Here is a 16,069-nt window from a genome sequence, read left to right as displayed (position 1 = left end):
CGGACGACATGGCCCGCAGAGGCAGACGTACACGAGCCACCCAAGGTCCGCCCGTACACCCCGTGTTTATCCTTGCCCCCATGCTGACCATCACCCAGGACCTCCACGACCGGATCGTCGCCCACGCTCGCGCCGACCACCCCGACGAGGCGTGCGGCGTGGTCGCCGGTCCCGCCGGCAGCGACCGGCCCGAGCGGTTCGTCCCCATGCTCAACGCGGCCCGCTCGCCCACCTTCTACGAGTTCGACTCCGCCGACCTCCTGAAGCTCTACCGCGAGATGGACGACCGCGACGAGGACCCCGTCGTCATCTACCACTCGCACACCGCCACCGAGGCCCACCCGTCCCGCACGGACATCAGCTACGCCAATGAACCCGGCGCCCACTACGTCCTCGTCTCCACCGCCGACACCGACGACGCGGGCCCCTTCCAGTTCCGCTCCTTCCGGATCGTCGACGGCGAGGTGACCGAGGAGGAGGTCCGCGTCGTGGACGCGTACTGAGCCCGCCCACCAGGTGACAGTGACTGCCCACTGAGACCAGAGGGTCCGCATGCCGGGACGAACTTCCGGGGCGCGCACAGGGAATCGATACGATGCGCCCATGGTTGCCGACAACGTGAGCGACAGGACGCCGAGCAGCACGCTGCTCACGGCGCGGCTTCACGTCGACCTGTGCCGGCTCGCCGGTGCGCTGTGTCCGCGCGGCGCCGCCGCGTGACCCCTGCGGCGCGCACGCCTTCCCGTCGCCCCCGCCGCCCCTCCCCGCACTCCGACAGGAGCACCCCCATGGCCATCGAGGTCCGCATCCCGACCATCCTCCGCACCTACACCGACGGCGAGAAGGCCGTCAAGGGCGACGGGGCCACGATCGACGAGCTCTTCAAGAACCTCGACGCCCGCCACCCCGGCATCCGCGAGCGCCTGGTCGACGAGGCCGCCGGCGGCGAGCTGCGCCGCTTCGTCAACGTCTACCTCAACGACGAGGACGTCCGCTTCCTCGCGGGCATCGCCACCGAACTCGGCGACGGCGACAGCGTCACCATCCTCCCGGCCGTGGCCGGCGGCATGGTCTGATCGGCGGGATCCCCGTGCGCTACGACAGCCCGCTGGCAGCGGTCGGCAACACCCCGCTCGTCCGCCTGCCGCGGCTCTCCCCGTCCGGCACCGTCCGGGTGTGGGCCAAGCTGGAGGACCGCAACCCCACCGGCTCGGTCAAGGACCGCCCGGCCCTGCACATGATCGAGCAGGCCGAGCGGGCCGGCCGGCTCACGCCCGGCTGCACCATCCTGGAGCCCACCTCCGGCAACACCGGCATCTCGCTTGCGATGGCGGCCCGCCTCAAGGGCTACCGCATCGTCTGCGTCATGCCGGAGAACACCAGCGAGGAGCGCCGCCAGCTGCTCGCCATGTGGGGCGCGGAGATCATCCCCTCGCCCGCCGCGGGCGGCTCCAACACGGCCGTGCGCAAGGCCAAGGAGCTCGCCGCGGAGCACCCCGACTGGGTGATGCTCTATCAGTACGGCAACCCCGACAACGCGGGCGCGCACTACGCCACCACCGGCCCCGAGATCCTCGCGGACCTCCCCGAGATCACCCACTTCGTCGCCGGCCTCGGCACCACCGGCACCCTCATGGGCGCCGGCCGCTATCTGCGCGAGCACGTGCCCGGCGTACGCATCGTGGCCGCCGAGCCCCGCTACGACGACCTCGTCTACGGGCTGCGCAACCTCGACGAGGGCTTCGTGCCCGAGCTCTACGACGAGTCCGTGCTCACCACGCGCTACTCCGTCGGCTCCGAGGACGCCGTCCGCCGCACCCGGCAACTCCTCGCCGAGGAGGGCATCTTCGCCGGGATCTCCACCGGCGCCGCCCTGCACGCGGCGCTCGGGGTGGCCCGCAAGGCCGAACGCGCCGGGGAGCGCGCCGACATCGTCTTCGTCGTCGCCGACGGCGGCTGGAAGTACCTCTCCACCGGCGTCTACACCGCGGCCACCGACGAGGAGGCCGTCGCCGTCCTGCACGGCCAGCTCTGGGCGTGAGCGCACCCGCCCCTGCCGGCGCGGGCGGGCAGGGGCGGGACGAGGCTGGCCGGGAGTAGTCTCGACACCGCCGCCCCGCGGCATACGCGTCCGTACCGGTGACTTCAACCACAACCGAACCTCGCGGAGGAGCGACCGCCGACTTCGCGCCTTACGCTCGACGGACCGCATGGCCCCCCGTAACCAGCCCACGGAGGTTCAGGCCCGCATGAAGCTCACCGTCGTCGGATGCTCGGGGTCGTTCCCGTCCACGGAATCACCCTGTTCGAGCTACCTCGTAGAGGCCGACGGCTTCCGGCTGCTCCTCGACATGGGCAATGGTGCCCTCGGTGAGTTGCAGCGTCACATCGGTCTCTACGACCTCGACGCCATCCTGCTGTCGCACCTGCACCCCGATCACTGCATCGACATGTGCGGCTATTTCGTCGCCCGCTACTACCGTCACGAAGGCGGCCGGGCGGACGCCATCCCCGTCCACGGCCCCGAGGGCACCGAGCAGCGGCTCACCACCGCCTACGGCGACGTGGGCGAGAGCTGCATGGCGGAGGTCTTCGACTTCCACACCCTGAAGCCGGGCAGCTTCACCCTCGGCCCGCTGACCGTGCGCACGGAGCGCGTGTGCCACCCCGTCGAGGCGTTCGCGTTCCGGGTCGAGCACGACGGCAGCGCGCTCGTCTACTCCGGCGACACCGGCCCCTGCCAGGCCCTCCACGAGCTGTCCGTGGGCGCCGACCTCCTGCTGTGCGAGGCGTCGTTCACCCACGGCAAGGAGGACATCCCCGACCTCCACCTCAACGGCCGCGAGGCCGGCGAGCACGCCGCCCGCGCCGGTGTCGGACGCCTGGTGCTCACCCACATCCCGCCGTGGACGGACCCGCTGACCAACCTCCGCGACGCGCGGGCCGTCTATGCGGGTCCGGTCGAGCTGGCGCGGTCCGGGGCGGTCTACGAGATTTAGCCGCGGTAATGGAATTCAAAAGGCGAAAACGGTGAAGGGCCCCTGGAATCCATGGGATTCCAGGGGCCCTTCACCGTTTTTCTCGATTCCGGGAATTCCCGGGGAGTGTCAGGCCTTGAGTTCGGCCGACTCCTCCTCGGATTCACGTCCCGGCGTCTTCAGGTCGAACTTGACGGTGGCGAAGCGGAAGACCACGTAGTAGACCGCCGCGAAGCACAGACCCACCAGCGCCAGCAGCCACGGCTTCGAGGCGATGCCGAGGTTCAGCAGGAAGTCGATCGCGCCGGCGGAGAAGCCGAAGCCGTCCTTCATGCCGAGCGCCCAGGTCAGCGCCATGGAGACACCGGTCAGCACCGCGTGGATCGCGTACAGCACCGGGGCGATGAACATGAACGTGAACTCGATCGGCTCGGTCACGCCGGTGACGAAGGCGGTGAGCGCGAGCGAGAACATCATGCCGCCGACGACCTTGCGGTTCTCGGGGCGGGCGCAGTGCACGATCGCCAGGCACGCGGCCGGCAGCGCGAACATCATGATCGGAAAGAAGCCGGTCATGAACTGGCCGGCGTTCGGGTCGCCCGCGAGGAAGCGCGCGATGTCGCCGTTGACGGCCCCCTTGGGGCCGTCGTAGGAGCCGGCCTGGAACCACGGGAAGGAGTTCAGCAGGTGGTGCATGCCGATCGGGATCAGTGCGCGGTTGGCGACACCGAAGATGCCCGCGCCGACGGCGCCGGAGCCGACCAGCCACTCACCGAAGTTGTGCAGGCCGGAGCCCAGCACCGGCCAGATGTAGCCGAAGACCACACCTATGAGGAGGCCCGCGAAGGACGACAGGATCGGCACCAGGCGGCGGCCGCCGAAGAAGCCCGCCCAGTCCGGCAGCTTGGTGCGGTAGAAGCGCTGATAGAGCAGCGCGACCACGAGGCCCATCACGATGCCGCCGAGGACCTTGGCGTCGACCGCCTGTTCCACCATGGCGACCTTGTGGTCGACCACGGCCTCCTTCTTCGGCAGGCTGCCGTCGGTGAAGGTGCCCAGCACCTTCTGGAAGACCAGATAACCGGCCACGGCGGCGAGCGCGGTGGAGCCGTCCGACTTCTTGGCGTAGCCGATCGCGACACCGACGGCGAACAGCAGCGCCATGTTGTCGAGGATCGCGCCGCCACCGGCCGACATGAACTCGGCGATCTTGTTCAGGAACGCCGGGAAGGACTTCCTGCCCAGCATGTCGTCCTGGCCCAGGCGGACCATCAGCGCGGCCGCGGGGAGCACCGCGACCGGCAGCATCAGGCTGCGGCCGATGCGCTGCGCGACGCCCATGGCACCGGCGCCGAACTTCTTCTTCTCCGGCGCGGCGTCATCAGGCGCCGTCTTCGCCGCCTTGGCGCTCTTACTCATCGGATTCCTCCAGGTGAGGCGGGCGCTCGGGGGGAAGGGGGGACGGCCCGCAATCTGGTCTACACCACTCAGTGGTTTAGACCTGTTGTAGCACGTGAGTCCGGGATAAAGGAATCCATCGTTCCCGGTGGTCTCGGACACAGGCCGGCGCCCGACGACAAACCGTCCCCGGGCCCAAGGCCCGGGGACGGTGTTTCTCGGCGTCTCTCCCCGGAGGTGCGACTCTAAACCCAGCGCAGTGTCACTGGCTCCTCACCTCGGGTTCTCTTTACTTGACGTTCTCCTGCTCGATCTCCTCCGCGAGCTCTTCCGGCTCGCGCCCCGGAGTCGGCAGGTCGAACTTCGTAATCGCGAACCGGAAAAGCACGTAGTAGACCACCGCCAGGCACAGCCCGATCGGAATGATCAGCCACGGCTTCGTCGCCAGCCCCCAGTTGATGACGTAGTCGATCAGGCCCGCCGAGAAACTGAAGCCGTCGTGCACCCCGAATCCCCAGGTCACCGCCATCGACACGCCCGTGAGCAGGGCGTGGATGACATAGAGCGCCGGGGCGATGAAGAGGAACGAATACTCGATCGGCTCCGTGATGCCCGTGACGAACGACGTCAGGCCGACCGACAGCATCATGCCGCTCACCACCTTGCGGCGGTGCGGCTTCGCGCAGTGCGCGATCGCCAGCGCCGCGGCCGGCAGCGCGAACATCATGACCGGGAAGAAACCGGTGGTGAACTGGCCCGCGTGCGGGTCGCCCGCCAGGAAGCGGTTGATGTCACCGTGCACCACCGTGCCGTCCGGCTTGGTGTAGTCGCCGAACTGGAACCACATGAAGGTGTTGAGGAACTGGTGCAGCCCGACCACCAGCAGCGCGCGGTTGGCCACGCCGAAGACGCCCGAGCCCGCCGACCCCAGGTCCGACAGCCACTTGCTGAAGCTCGTCAGCGCGTCACCGACCGGCGGCCACACCCACAGGCAGATCACCGCGAAGGCCAGCGCGACGAACGACATCAGGATCGGCACCAGGCGGCGGCCGTTGAAGAAGCCCAGCCAGTCCACCAGCCGCACCTTGTGGAAACGCATCCAGAACCAGGCGCTCAGCAGCCCGATGACGATGCCGCCGAACACCCCGGGATTCTGGAACGTCGCCGGGGTCGCCGCGCCCGCGCCCGTCACGCAGACCCCGCTCCACAGCCCCGCCCCGCCGAACTTCGTCCGGTGCGGACAGTCCTCGGGGAACTGGTGCAGCACCGAGAAATAGACGAGGAACGCCACCACCGCGGCCAGCGCCGTCGAGCCGTCCGCCTTCTTGGCCATGCCGATGGCCACGCCCACGCAGAACAGCAGCGGCAGCCCCAGCCCCGAGTCCAGCAGCGCGCCGCCCGCGCCCGCGAAGACCTTCGCGACGTCCGTCCAGCCCAGCCCGTCCTTGCCGAAGACGTCCGGCTGCCCCAGCCGGTTGAGGATGCCCGCGGCGGGCAGCACCGCGATCGGCAGCTGGAGGCTGCGGCCCATCTTCTGGAGGTTCTGGAAGAGGCCCTGGGTCCAGGTCTTCCGCCGGGGGGCCGCCGCGGCGTTCGAACTCATCTCGGTCCCTCCGCCTGCCGCCCCGGCGACAGTCCACTCGGTGCTTTGCCGCATACTGGTGTAGACCACTTGCGGTGCCTGTCGGGCCTCCCGGAGCGCAGCGCCGGTTGGTCGTCATCTTTCGCTAGATGGCGGACAAACGCCCACGTAACTGGTCTGAACGTGGGTACCGTGTGAAAGCCGGTCGGCGAGAATGCCGAGGGCCGAGACAACCAGGAGTGCACATGGCCACCAAGGCTGAGAAGATCGTCGCCGGGCTGGGCGGGATCGACAACATCGAAGAGGTCGAGGGCTGCATCACCCGCCTCCGCACCGAGGTCGCCGACCCCGAGCTGGTCGACGAGGCCGCCCTCAAGGCCGCCGGTGCCCACGGCGTCGTCAAGATGGGCACCGCCATCCAGGTTGTCATCGGCACCGACGCCGACCCGATCGCCGGCGAGATCGAAGACATGATGTGAGCCGCTGAGCTCCCGCGAAGGGCCCCCTTCCGCGCCCCGCACGAACCGCTTCCCGGTTCGGGGCGGACCGGAACGGGGCCCTTCGCGTTGCCTATAGGCTCATCACCATGTCTCGCATCGACGGCCGCACCCCCGACCAGCTCCGCCCCGTGACCATCCAGCGCGGGTGGAGCAAGCACGCCGAAGGCTCCGTCCTCATCTCCTTCGGGGACACCAAGGTCTTCTGCACCGCCAGCGTCACCGAGGGCGTGCCCCGCTGGCGCAAGGGCACCGGCGAGGGCTGGGTCACCGCCGAATACTCGATGCTGCCCCGCTCCACCAACACCCGCGGCGACCGCGAGTCCGTGCGCGGCAAGATCGGTGGCCGCACCCACGAGATCTCCCGCCTCATCGGCCGCTCCCTGCGCGCCGTGATCGACTTCAAGGCGCTCGGCGAGAACACGATCGTCCTCGACTGCGACGTCCTCCAGGCCGACGGCGGCACCCGCACCGCGGCCATCACCGGCGCGTACGTCGCGCTGGCCGACGCGATCACCTGGGCCCAGGGCAAGAAGCTGATCAAGCACGGCCGCCAGCCGCTCACCGGCACGGTCTCCGCCGTCAGCGTAGGCATCGTCGACGGCGTCCCCCTCCTCGACCTCTGCTACGAGGAGGACGTCCGCGCCGAGACCGACATGAACGTCGTCTGCACCGGCGACGGCCGCTTCGTCGAGGTCCAGGGCACGGCCGAGGCCGAGCCCTTCGCCCGCGAGGAGCTCAACGCCCTCCTCGACCTGGCCGTCGGCGGCTGCGCCACGCTCGACACGGCCCAGCGCGAGGCACTCGCCGGGACGCTCGCATGAAGCGCCTGATCCTCGCCACCCGCAACGCGGGCAAGATCACCGAGCTCCGCGCCATCCTGGCGGAGGCCGGCCTCGACGTCGAACTCGTCGGCGCCGACGCCTATCCCGAGATCCCGGACGTCAAGGAGACCGGCGTCACCTTCGCCGAGAACGCCCTCCTCAAGGCCCACGCCCTGGCCCAGGCCACCGGCATCCCGGCCGTCGCCGACGACTCGGGCCTGTGCGTCGACGTCCTGAACGGCGCCCCCGGCATCTTCTCCGCCCGCTGGTCCGGCACCCACGGCGACGACAAGGCCAACCTGGACCTCCTCCTCGCCCAGCTCGCCGACATCGCGGACGAGCACCGTGGTGCCCACTTCGCGTGCGCGGCGGCCCTGGCCCTCCCCGACGGCACGGAACGCGTCGTCGAAGGCCGCCTGGAGGGCACGTTGCGCCACGCCCCGACCGGCACGGGCGGCTTCGGCTACGACCCGGTCCTCCAGCCCCTGGGCGAGACCCGCACCTGCGCGGAACTCACCCCGGCGGAGAAGAACGCGATCAGCCACCGGGGGAAGGCGTTCAGGGGGCTGGCGCCGGTGGTGCGCGAACTCCTGGGCTGAGCACACGACTAGCTGAGCACACGACCAAGGGCCGGTCAGCTGAGAAAGCTGACCGGCCCTTCGCCGTGTGTGCGGCCGGAGGGACTCGAACCCTCACGGGTGTTAACCCACTGGGACCTAAACCCAGCGTGACTGCCAATTCCACCACGGCCGCCCGGCACGGCCATCGTACTGGCCCTGTCGTCCCCGTGCGGCGGCGGAGTACGGATCGGCACCCGCCCGTACCCCGCCCGGCAGTTGGCCCCCGCGCACGGCGTCGGCGGGTGACGTCAGAACTTCGGATCCGGCGTCTGTGAGGCCGCTATCTCCGCCGCTTCCTCCTTCGTCGAGACCGACGGCGGGGAGCCCTCCAGCGGCTGGCGGGCCGTTTCCTTCATGCAGGCGACGGCGACCATGCCGACGACGGCCGCGGCCGTCGTGTAGAAGGCGGGGGCCATGTCGCTGCCCGTGGCGCGGATGAGGCCGGTGATCACCAGCGGGGTCGTGCCACCGAAGAGGGACGTGGAGATGTTGTACCCGATGGACAGGGAGCCGTAGCGGACCGAGGTGGGGAAGAGGGCGGGGAGCGCCGCCGACATGGTGCCGAGGAGGCAGACCAGCGGCAGGCCCAGCATCAGCATGCCGCCGGAGACGGCGACGACACTGCCCTGCTTGAGCAGCAGGAACGCGGGCGCCGACAGCAGCGCGAAGCCGCCCATGCCCGCCATCAGCAGCGGCTTGCGGCCGACGCGGTCGTTGAGCCGGCCGACGAAGGTGATCACCACCATCAGCAGGGCCATCGTGGCGATGAGGATGAGCAGGCCGTGGGTGTCGTCGTAGTCGAGCTGGTCGGTGAGATAGGTGGGCATGTAGGAGAGCAGCATGTAGTCGGTGATGCCGTACGCCCCGGCGAGGACGACGCACAGCAGCAGCCGCTGCCAGTGGGCGGTGAAGATCTGCTTGAGCTCGGTGCCTTCGTTCTCGGGGCGTTCGGCGTCCGAGCCGGCCGCGGCGTTCTCCTCCTCCAGCTTCCGGAAGGCCGGGGTGTCCTCCAGCCGCAGCCGCAGATAGAGGCCCACGAGGCCGAGCGGCCCGGCGACGAGGAAGGGCAGGCGCCAGCCCCAGTCGTCCATCGCGGCGCTGCCGAGCAGCGAGTTCATCGCGGTCACCAGCCCGGCGGCGCCGATGTAGCCCGCGAGGGTGCCGAATTCGAGGAAGCTGCCGAAGAAGCCGCGGCGCTTGTCGGGCGCGTACTCCGCGATGAAGGTGGCCGCGCCGCCGTATTCGCCGCCGGTGGAGAAGCCCTGGAGCATCCGGAAGCAGATCAGCAGCACGGGCGACCAGAAGCCGATGGCCGCGTAGGAGGGGATGAGGCCGATCGCGCAGGTGCCGACCGCCATCAGGACCATGGTCAGGGCGAGGACGCGCTTGCGGCCGACGCGGTCGCCGAGCGGCCCGAAGAAGAGGCCGCCCAGGGGCCGTACGAGGAAGGCCACGGCGAAGGTCGCCAGCGAGGACAGCAGCCGGACGGTGTCGTTGCCGGAGGGGAAGAAGACATTGCCGATCGTGACCGCGAGATAGCTGTAGATCCCGAAGTCGAACCACTCCATGGCGTTGCCGAGGGCCGCCGCCTTGACCGCGCGTCTCACGGTCCGCTCGTCGGTGACGGTGATGTCCGTACGACGCAGCCGCGGGTTCCGGCGCCGGACGACGGCGCGGAAGAGGGCCGGATGCCGCCTGACGGCCTCCGGGTCGCGGTCGGATGAGGTCTCGGTGCTGCTGCCGGTGGGCACGGCTCGTTGTCCTTGTCTGCTCGGCCGCGCTGAGGGGCGGCAGTGCTGGTACGGGCGCCCCGTGCGTCTGCGCGCTGCGCGGCGGCTCAAACCGGTCCGGGGCCGGTTCAGGAGATTGGTCACTTCCGCGCCGCGCGGAAGCGCTCGGTCAGCGGCTGCCCGAGGAGAACCTGATATAGGCATGAAGGGAACGCGCCGCACGATTTCCCCGTCACTCAGAGCGGGGCCCGAACGACCGCCCCGCCAGCGATCCCCACCGAGGAAGAGAGGCCGATGGCCGACCGTGCCGAGCCCCGCCGGGCCAGCATGCGCACTGTTCTGGCGATCTTCGCGGCGGTGACCGTCCTGGCGCTCGGCGGTGTGTGGTTCAGCCAGGCGCAGGACCGGGCGAGCGCGGTGTCCGACGCGCCGAAGACGGCCGCGGCGCAGAAGTCGCCGCAGCCCGTGCGCGAGGTGCCGCAGGACACGGTGGAGGCGGCCGGCCCCGAGGGGCTGCCGGGCGTGCGGGAGTGCGGCCTGGGCTCGGCGACCGTGGAGCCCGAGATCATCACGCTGAACTGCGCGAACACCGGCATGGTGGCGAGCGGCATCAAGTGGGCGCACTACGACGCGGACGGCGCGGACGGCCGCGGTGTGGTCCAGGTCTCGGGCGCCGCCAACGGCGCGGCCGCGGCGACCTATCCGGCCCGCTTCCGGCTGTACGGCGCGAAGAACGTCGACGGCGTGCTGGCCTTCACCGGGATCGACGTCGACTACACCGGGGCCACGCCCATGGGGGAGTCGAAGGAAACGTACTCGATCACGTGATGGGGATCCGTGGCCGGATCGCGCTGGCGATCTCCTTCGTGACCGCGCTCGCGGTGGTGGTGCTCGGGATCGCCGTGCACCACATCTCGGCGGTCGAGCGGGCGCGGCAGGCGCAGTCGTACCAGGACGACCTGCTGAGTTCGGCGCTCCAGGTGTATCAGCGCGACGGTCTGCTCGCGCTCGGGGCGCAGCTGGACGACTCGACGCTGCCGGCCCCGCTGGTGAAGCGGGTGGCGAAGGGCAAGCCCGGTACGTACGTCAGTGACGGCGCGGATCCGCGGGTGTGGGCGGCGACGTCGGTGGGGGACGGCAAGGTGCTGTCGGTGTCGGCGCCCTATCCGGACCGCGATCCCTTGCAGAAGGCGCTGGACAAGGCGCTGCTGGTGGCGGGGGCCGCGACGGTGGCGCTGATGGCGGTGGTGGCGTGGTTCGTGGCGCAGAGCCTGTCGCGGCGGTTGCGGCGCAGCGCGGCGGCGGCGCGGCGGATCGCGGCCGGCGGGGAGCCGGACGCGGAGGCGCTGCTGGCGGGTGGCCGGGACGAGGTCGCGGAGCTGGGCCGGTCGGTGCACCACATGGCGGCGTCGCTGGCGGCACGGGTGGAGGCGGAGCGGGTGTTCACGGCGGACGTGGCGCACGAGCTGCGGACGCCCGTGGCGGGCCTGGTGGCGTCGGCGGAGCTGTTGCCGCATCCGCGGGCGGTGGAGATGGTGCAGGAGCGGGCGCAGACGATGCGCTCGCTGGTGGAGGACCTGCTGGAGGTCTCCCGGCTGGATTCCGGAGTGGAGCGGGCGCAGCTGGATCCGGTGGAGCTGCCGTCGCTGGTGCGCGGCATCGTGAAGCGGGCGCGGGGGCAGCGCGGGGTCGACGACGTGTCGGTCGAGGTGGTCGGCGAGGGCCGGATCGTGGCGACGGACGCGCGGCGGGTCGAGCGGATCCTGGTGAACCTGCTGGGGAACGCGGCCAAACACGGGAAGCCGCCGATCGAGGTGCGCGTGGAGGGCGCGCGGATCGTGGTCCGCGACCACGGTGCCGGCTATCCGCCGGAGCTGGTGGACCAGGGGCCGCGCCGGTTCCGTACGGCGGCGCCGGAGCGGGGCACGGGGCACGGTCTGGGGCTGACGATCGCGGTGGGCCAGGCGGTGGTGCTGGGCGCGAGTCTGGAGTTCGGCACGGCGGAGGGCGGCGGCGCGCAGGCGGTGCTCGAGCTTCCGGAGGCGGATCCGCCCGCGGAGGGTGCCTGAGGGGTCCGGCCGGGGCCGGACCCGCCGGGCGGGGGGTTACAGCCCCAGGTCCTTGATGATCTTCGCGACGTGGCCCGTGGCCTTGACGTTGTAGAGGGCGCGCTCCACCTTGCCCTCCTCGTCGACGATGACGGTGGAGCGGATGACGCCCGTCACGGTCTTGCCGTACAGCTTCTTCTCGCCGAAGGCGCCGTAGGCCTCCAGCACCTTCTTCTCGGGGTCGCCGACCAGGGTGACCTTGAGGTCTTCCGCGTCGCGGAACTTCGCGAGCTTCTCGGGCTTGTCGGGGGAGACGCCGATGACGTCGTAGCCGTGCCCGGCGAGGAAGTCGAGGTTGTCGGTGAAGTCGCACGCCTGCTTGGTGCAGCCGGGCGTGAGGGCGGCGGGGTAGAAGTAGACGATGACCTTGCGTCCTTTGTGGTCGGCGAGGGAGACCTGCTTGCCGTCCGCGTCGGGCAGGGAGAAGGCGGGGGCGGTGTCGCCGGGCTGAAGTCGCTCGCTCATGAGGTCTCCTCGTCGGGGGTCGCGCGGGGTGCCCCGCGTGGGCTGTCCGGTCCCCGAGAGTAGTCAGCTCCTCGATCGGGGGTGCCGTGGGGCACGGGGTCCGGTGAGCTGACAGACTGTCGTCATCACTCATCATCACTCTTTTCGAGACGACGGAGGCAGCGCGGTGTCGGATGCCAGGACCCCTGCGCAGATCGAGGCGGACATCGCCCGCAGGCGGAACGAGCTCGCCGTGACGCTCGACGAGATCGGTGTGCGCATGCACCCTAGGACGATCGTGGGCGATGCGAAGGCCAAGGTCGCCTCGAAGGTGGACCAGACCGCGGGGCGCGCCTATGTGGCGGCGAACCAGCTGGTCTCGGACGTGCGGTCGCGCTTCGTGGCCGAGGACGGCTCGCCGCGGCTGGAGCGGATCGTGCCGGTGGCGATGGTCGCGGTGGGCGTGATCGGGCTGCTGACCCTCTCCTCGCGCCGCCGCCGGGCGTAGGTCACACCGGCGGATCCGCGGCCCATGGCCTCGGGGCCGCGCCGGGGCGGGTACGGTCATGGCGTGAGTACGCACACCACCCACGACAAGCTGCCCATCCGGATGCTCCACGACCGGGTGCTGGTCCGGACCGATATCCCGGAGGGCGAGCGCCGTTCCAGCGGCGGCATCGTCATCCCGGCGACGGCGGCGGTGGGCCGCCGGCTGGCCTGGGCGGAGGTCGTGGCGGTCGGGCAGAGCGTGCGCACGGTGGAGCCGGGCGACCGGGTGCTCTACGACCCGGAGGACCGCGCAGAGGTGGAGGTCCGCGGCGTGGCGTACGTCCTGATGCGCGAGCGGGATCTGCACGCGGTGGCGGCGGAGCGGCTGGAGGGCTCCGAGGACTCCACGGGGCTCTACCTCTGACGCCTCTGACGTACGGGAGCCCGCCGCCCGCGTTTCCCTCTTTTTGATACCGTCGGAAGAACCCGACGAGACGCGCCGTACCGGGTCAGGACAAGACGACGCACCCCTGTAGGAGCTTTCCACGGAGGTGCCGTCATGGCATGGGTCCTGCTCGCTGTCGCGGGTCTGCTCGAGGTCGCCTGGTCGATCGGGATGAAGTTCACCGAAGGATTCACCAGGCTCTGGCCGAGCGTGTTCACCATCGCGGGTATCGCCGCGAGCATGCTGCTGCTGTCGCAGGCCGCGCGCACGCTGCCGATCGGTACGGCCTACGGCGTGTGGGTCGGCATCGGGGCGGCCGGCGCGGCGGTGTTCGGTATGGCGGTGCTGGGCGAACCGGCGACCGCCGCGCGGATCTTCTTCGTCGTGCTGCTGCTGGTGGCCGTGGTGGGCCTCAAGGCGACCTCGGGTCACTGACCCCGGTGCCTCGCCCCGGGCTCAGTAGTCGCCCAGGAGCGAGTCCCGGTCGCCCCCGTGCCGCCCCGCGTCCTTCGGTTCGTTCGGGAAGAGCGTGAAGGGCGGCAGGGTGGGGAGCCCGGTCGGCGGGCCCGGCAGGGTCGGGGGTCCGGTCGGCCGGCGCGGCGGGGCGGAGGGCTGCGGCGGGAGGTTGCTGGGCGGCGCGGACGCCGTGGGCGGGGCGCTGCTCTCCGGGGGCGCCGAGGTCGTCGGCGGCTCCAGGGTCGGCGCGGGTTCGCCGCCGGAGGTCTGGAGGTCGAAGTCCTTGACCTCGGTGCCCTCCAGCGCCACCTCGGTGTAGGCGGCCCAGATGTCCGCGGGCGCGCCGCCGCCGTTGATGCGGGGCAGCCCGGTCGCGCCGTACAGCGACTTCTGTGTGCCGGTGTCGGAGTCCTGGCCCATGACCGCGACGACCGTGGCCAGGTCGGGGGTGTAGCCCGCGAACCAGGCGGCCTTGTCCTCCTCCGCGGTGCCCGTCTTGCCGGCCGCGGGGCGCCCGGCGGCCTGCGCGGTGGAGCCGGTGCCGTTGTCGACGACGCTCTTGAGGACGGCGGTGGTGGTGTCGGCGGCGTCGCGGGTGACGGCGCGCTTGGGCTCCTTGCCGGGCAGTTCGACGTTCTCGCCGCCCTTGGTGACCTTGTCGACCAGGGTGTACGGGCCGTGCCGGCCGTGGTTGGCGAGCGTCGCGTACGCCTGGGTCATGTCCAGGACGCTGGCGGTGGCCACGCCCAGCGCGATGGAGGGGTAGGGGGTCAGCTCGGGGGTCTTGGCGGGGATGCCGAGGGCGACCGCGGTGTCCTTGACCTTGCCCGGGCCGACGTCCTGTGCCATCTGGGCGTAGACGGCGTTGACCGAGAGGTCGGTGGCCTTGGTGACGTTGAGCTGCCCGTAGGACTTGTCGTCCTCGTTGGCGGGCGCGTAGCCGACGGGGCCGGTCCGCCCTTGCACGGGGCGCTTGTTGGTGCCGTCGTAGAGGGTGTTCGGGGTGATCGGGCGGCCGTCCTGCGTGGTGGAGCCGTTCTCGACGGCCGAGGTGAGGACGAAGGGCTTGAAGGTGGAGCCCACCTGGTAGTCGCGGCGAGTGGCGTTGTTGACGTACTGCTTGGTGTAGTCGATGCCGCCGTAGAGGGCGACCACCCGGCCGGTGGTGGGGTCGATGGAGGCGCCGCCCGCGCGGACGTAGCGGTCGACCTGGCGGTCCTCGCTGAGGTCGTCCATCAGCTGCTTCTGCACGGCGTTGACGAAGGCGTCCTGCTTCTTCCTGTCGATCGTCGTGGTGATGCGATAACCGCCGCGGGCCAGCGTCTGCTCGTCGACGATCTTGTTGTCGGTGGTGAGGTAGTCCTTGACGGCCTCCACGAGATAGCCCCGCTGCCCGGACATGCCCAGCCGCGGCCGGGACTTGCCGGGGGAGGGGAACTTCATGGCGGCGCGCTCGCTCGCGTCGAGCCACTTCTTCTTGACCATGCCGTCGAGGACGTAGTTCCAGCGGCCCATGGCCCGGGGCTTGTTCTCCGGGTGCGCGCCGACGTCGTAGGCGCTGGGCGCGTTGAGGAGCGTCGCGAGATAGGCGCCCTCGGCGGCGTTCAGCTTGTCGGAGTCCTTGTTGTAGTACGCCTGGGCGGCGGCCTGGATGCCGTAGGCGTTCCGCCCGAAGTAGCTGGTGTTCAAATAGCCTTCGAGGATCTCGTCCTTGCTCTCCTCGCGGTCGAGCTTGATCGCGATGAAGAACTCCTTCACCTTGCGGCTGACGGTCTGCTCCTGGCCCAGGTAATAGTTCTTGACGTACTGCTGGGTGATCGTGGAGCCGGACTGCTTGCCCTTGCCGGTGACGGTGTTCCACGCGGCGCGGAGCATGGCCTCGGGGTTGACGGCGGACTCGGAGTAGAAGTCGCGGTCCTCGGCGGCGAGCACGGCGTGCTGGACGGTCTTGGGGACCCGGCTCAGCGACACGCTCTCGCGGTTGACCTCGCCGTCGCGCGCCAACTGGGTGCCGTCGGCGTAGAGATACACATTGCTCTCGGCGGTGGCCGCGCTGTTGGCCGGCGGGATGTTCACCAGCATGTAGCCGGCAACGAGACCGCCCGCGATGAGCAGGACGATCAGCAGGAAGCCGCCGAGGACCATGCGCCAGGTCGGCAGGAGCCTGCGCCAGCCGGTGCGCTTGGGGCGGCGGGGTTTGGCGGAACCACCGGGGCCGGTGGCGCCGTTCGGGGGCCGGCCCGCCCGGCGGGAGCGCTCATCACCGCCGTCCGGCTGCTGCTGTGACTGCTCGTCGCTCATGTCTTTAGGGACTCCTCGGCCGCTCCCGGGGTTGTTCGGCCACGGTGAGCGGTGTTGTGTCGGGCGGTTCGCTGTGCGTCGTACGCCCCGTCGGACACTTTGGCATCATGCGTTCCGAGTCGGAGGGACGTAGCGCACCTGTGACGGCACTGAAGAGCCGAACGGATCAGGCCGACCACTCCCAGGAGTGAAAAATA

18 protein-coding genes, 1 tRNA gene and 1 riboswitch are annotated in these 16,069 nt (G+C 70.4%); of the genes, 13 read left to right on the top strand and 6 right to left on the bottom strand.

The annotated features are described in order from the left end of the window. The first annotated feature begins 80 nt into the window (after positions 1-80). The 5 genes from ACFY1P_RS22475 (at position 81) to ACFY1P_RS22455 (ending at position 2,999) form a co-directional block, all read left to right on the top strand. Positions 81-503 (top strand): M67 family metallopeptidase, encoded by a 423-nt coding sequence (locus ACFY1P_RS22475; RefSeq protein WP_361523693.1) that lies wholly within the window; start codon positions 81-83, stop codon positions 501-503. 100 nt (positions 504-603) lie between these two features. Further along, positions 604-720 (top strand): putative leader peptide, encoded by a 117-nt coding sequence (locus tag ACFY1P_RS22470; RefSeq protein ID WP_361523696.1) that lies wholly within the window; start codon positions 604-606, stop codon positions 718-720. 68 nt (positions 721-788) lie between these two features. Then, entirely contained in the window at positions 789-1,076 is a 288-nt protein-coding gene (locus ACFY1P_RS22465; protein ID WP_361523699.1) for a MoaD/ThiS family protein, read from the top strand. 14 nt (positions 1,077-1,090) lie between these two features. Continuing rightward, positions 1,091-2,041, top strand: a complete 951-nt coding sequence (locus ACFY1P_RS22460) for a cysteine synthase (RefSeq protein ID WP_361523702.1) — start codon at positions 1,091-1,093, stop codon at positions 2,039-2,041. 208 nt (positions 2,042-2,249) lie between these two features. Continuing rightward, positions 2,250-2,999: an MBL fold metallo-hydrolase gene (locus tag ACFY1P_RS22455; protein ID WP_361523705.1), complete on the top strand. Its 750-nt coding sequence runs from the start codon at positions 2,250-2,252 to the stop codon at positions 2,997-2,999. A gap of 108 nt (positions 3,000-3,107) precedes the next feature. Here the strand turns inward: ACFY1P_RS22455 and ACFY1P_RS22450 are convergent, their stop codons facing one another. Together ACFY1P_RS22450 and ACFY1P_RS22445 are read right to left on the bottom strand one after the other, a co-directional pair. Further along, positions 3,108-4,397 (bottom strand): PTS transporter subunit EIIC, encoded by a 1,290-nt coding sequence (locus tag ACFY1P_RS22450; protein ID WP_390751687.1) that lies wholly within the window; start codon positions 4,395-4,397, stop codon positions 3,108-3,110. A gap of 268 nt (positions 4,398-4,665) precedes the next feature. Next, entirely contained in the window at positions 4,666-5,979 is a 1,314-nt protein-coding gene (locus tag ACFY1P_RS22445; protein ID WP_361523710.1) for a PTS transporter subunit EIIC, read from the bottom strand. A gap of 224 nt (positions 5,980-6,203) precedes the next feature. Here ACFY1P_RS22445 and ACFY1P_RS22440 point away from each other — a divergent pair, with 224 nt between their 5' ends. From ACFY1P_RS22440 to rdgB, 3 genes are all read left to right on the top strand, one after another. Beyond that, entirely contained in the window at positions 6,204-6,437 is a 234-nt protein-coding gene (locus tag ACFY1P_RS22440; RefSeq protein WP_087927953.1) for a glucose PTS transporter subunit EIIB, read from the top strand. A 107-nt stretch (positions 6,438-6,544) separates the two neighbouring features. Continuing rightward, positions 6,545-7,279 (top strand): ribonuclease PH, encoded by a 735-nt coding sequence (gene rph / locus ACFY1P_RS22435; protein ID WP_361523713.1) that lies wholly within the window; start codon positions 6,545-6,547, stop codon positions 7,277-7,279. Continuing rightward, a complete protein-coding gene (gene rdgB / locus ACFY1P_RS22430) occupies positions 7,276-7,878 on the top strand; it encodes an RdgB/HAM1 family non-canonical purine NTP pyrophosphatase (RefSeq protein WP_390751686.1) in 603 nt (200 codons plus the stop codon). Before rph ends, rdgB begins: the two co-directional genes overlap by 4 nt. A gap of 70 nt (positions 7,879-7,948) precedes the next feature. Here rdgB and ACFY1P_RS22425 read toward each other — a convergent pair. Both ACFY1P_RS22425 and ACFY1P_RS22420 read right to left on the bottom strand, forming a co-directional pair. Further along, positions 7,949-8,032, bottom strand: a tRNA-Leu gene (locus tag ACFY1P_RS22425). A gap of 115 nt (positions 8,033-8,147) precedes the next feature. Continuing rightward, a complete protein-coding gene (locus ACFY1P_RS22420; RefSeq protein ID WP_361523721.1) occupies positions 8,148-9,650 on the bottom strand; it encodes an MFS transporter in 1,503 nt (500 codons plus the stop codon). Positions 9,651-9,923: 273 nt separating this feature from the next. On the opposite strand from ACFY1P_RS22420, the gene ACFY1P_RS22415 reads away from it, so the two are divergent. Together ACFY1P_RS22415 and ACFY1P_RS22410 are read left to right on the top strand one after the other, a co-directional pair. Then, the gene (locus tag ACFY1P_RS22415; RefSeq protein ID WP_361523724.1) at positions 9,924-10,457 is read left to right on the top strand and encodes a hypothetical protein; all 534 of its coding nucleotides are present in this window, start codon (positions 9,924-9,926) and stop codon (positions 10,455-10,457) included. Then, positions 10,457-11,698, top strand: a complete 1,242-nt coding sequence (locus ACFY1P_RS22410) for a sensor histidine kinase (protein ID WP_390751685.1) — start codon at positions 10,457-10,459, stop codon at positions 11,696-11,698. The genes ACFY1P_RS22415 and ACFY1P_RS22410 overlap by 1 nt, the downstream gene beginning before the upstream one ends. Before the next feature lie 36 nt (positions 11,699-11,734). Here the strand turns inward: ACFY1P_RS22410 and bcp are convergent, their stop codons facing one another. Further along, positions 11,735-12,202, bottom strand: coding sequence for a thioredoxin-dependent thiol peroxidase (bcp, locus tag ACFY1P_RS22405; RefSeq protein WP_361523727.1), 468 nt, complete (start codon positions 12,200-12,202; stop codon positions 11,735-11,737). Between the two features lie 166 nt (positions 12,203-12,368). Here bcp and ACFY1P_RS22400 point away from each other — a divergent pair, with 166 nt between their 5' ends. The 3 genes from ACFY1P_RS22400 (at position 12,369) to ACFY1P_RS22390 (ending at position 13,550) form a co-directional block, all read left to right on the top strand. Beyond that, on the top strand, positions 12,369-12,689 hold the full coding sequence (locus tag ACFY1P_RS22400) for a DUF3618 domain-containing protein (RefSeq protein ID WP_361523730.1): 321 nt from the start codon (positions 12,369-12,371) through the stop codon (positions 12,687-12,689). A 102-nt stretch (positions 12,690-12,791) separates the two neighbouring features. Beyond that, positions 12,792-13,094 (top strand): co-chaperone GroES, encoded by a 303-nt coding sequence (locus ACFY1P_RS22395; protein WP_058046871.1) that lies wholly within the window; start codon positions 12,792-12,794, stop codon positions 13,092-13,094. A gap of 34 nt (positions 13,095-13,128) precedes the next feature. Then, positions 13,129-13,199, top strand: a riboswitch (guanidine-III (ykkC-III) riboswitch). A 30-nt stretch (positions 13,200-13,229) separates the two neighbouring features. After that, on the top strand, positions 13,230-13,550 hold the full coding sequence (locus ACFY1P_RS22390) for an SMR family transporter (protein WP_361523736.1): 321 nt from the start codon (positions 13,230-13,232) through the stop codon (positions 13,548-13,550). A gap of 21 nt (positions 13,551-13,571) precedes the next feature. On the opposite strand, the gene ACFY1P_RS22385 is transcribed toward ACFY1P_RS22390, so the two are convergent. Beyond that, complete coding sequence (locus tag ACFY1P_RS22385) at positions 13,572-15,872, bottom strand: transglycosylase domain-containing protein (protein ID WP_390751684.1); 2,301 nt, start codon at positions 15,870-15,872, stop codon at positions 13,572-13,574. Between the last annotated feature and the right edge of the window lie 197 nt (positions 15,873-16,069).

The sequence above is a fragment of the Streptomyces sp. NPDC001407 genome (genome assembly GCF_042895325.1).
Lineage (GTDB): Bacteria > Actinomycetota > Actinomycetes > Streptomycetales > Streptomycetaceae > Streptomyces.
The sequence above is the reverse complement of the archived record's forward strand: the minus strand, read 5'-3'. Positions and strand labels throughout refer to the sequence as shown.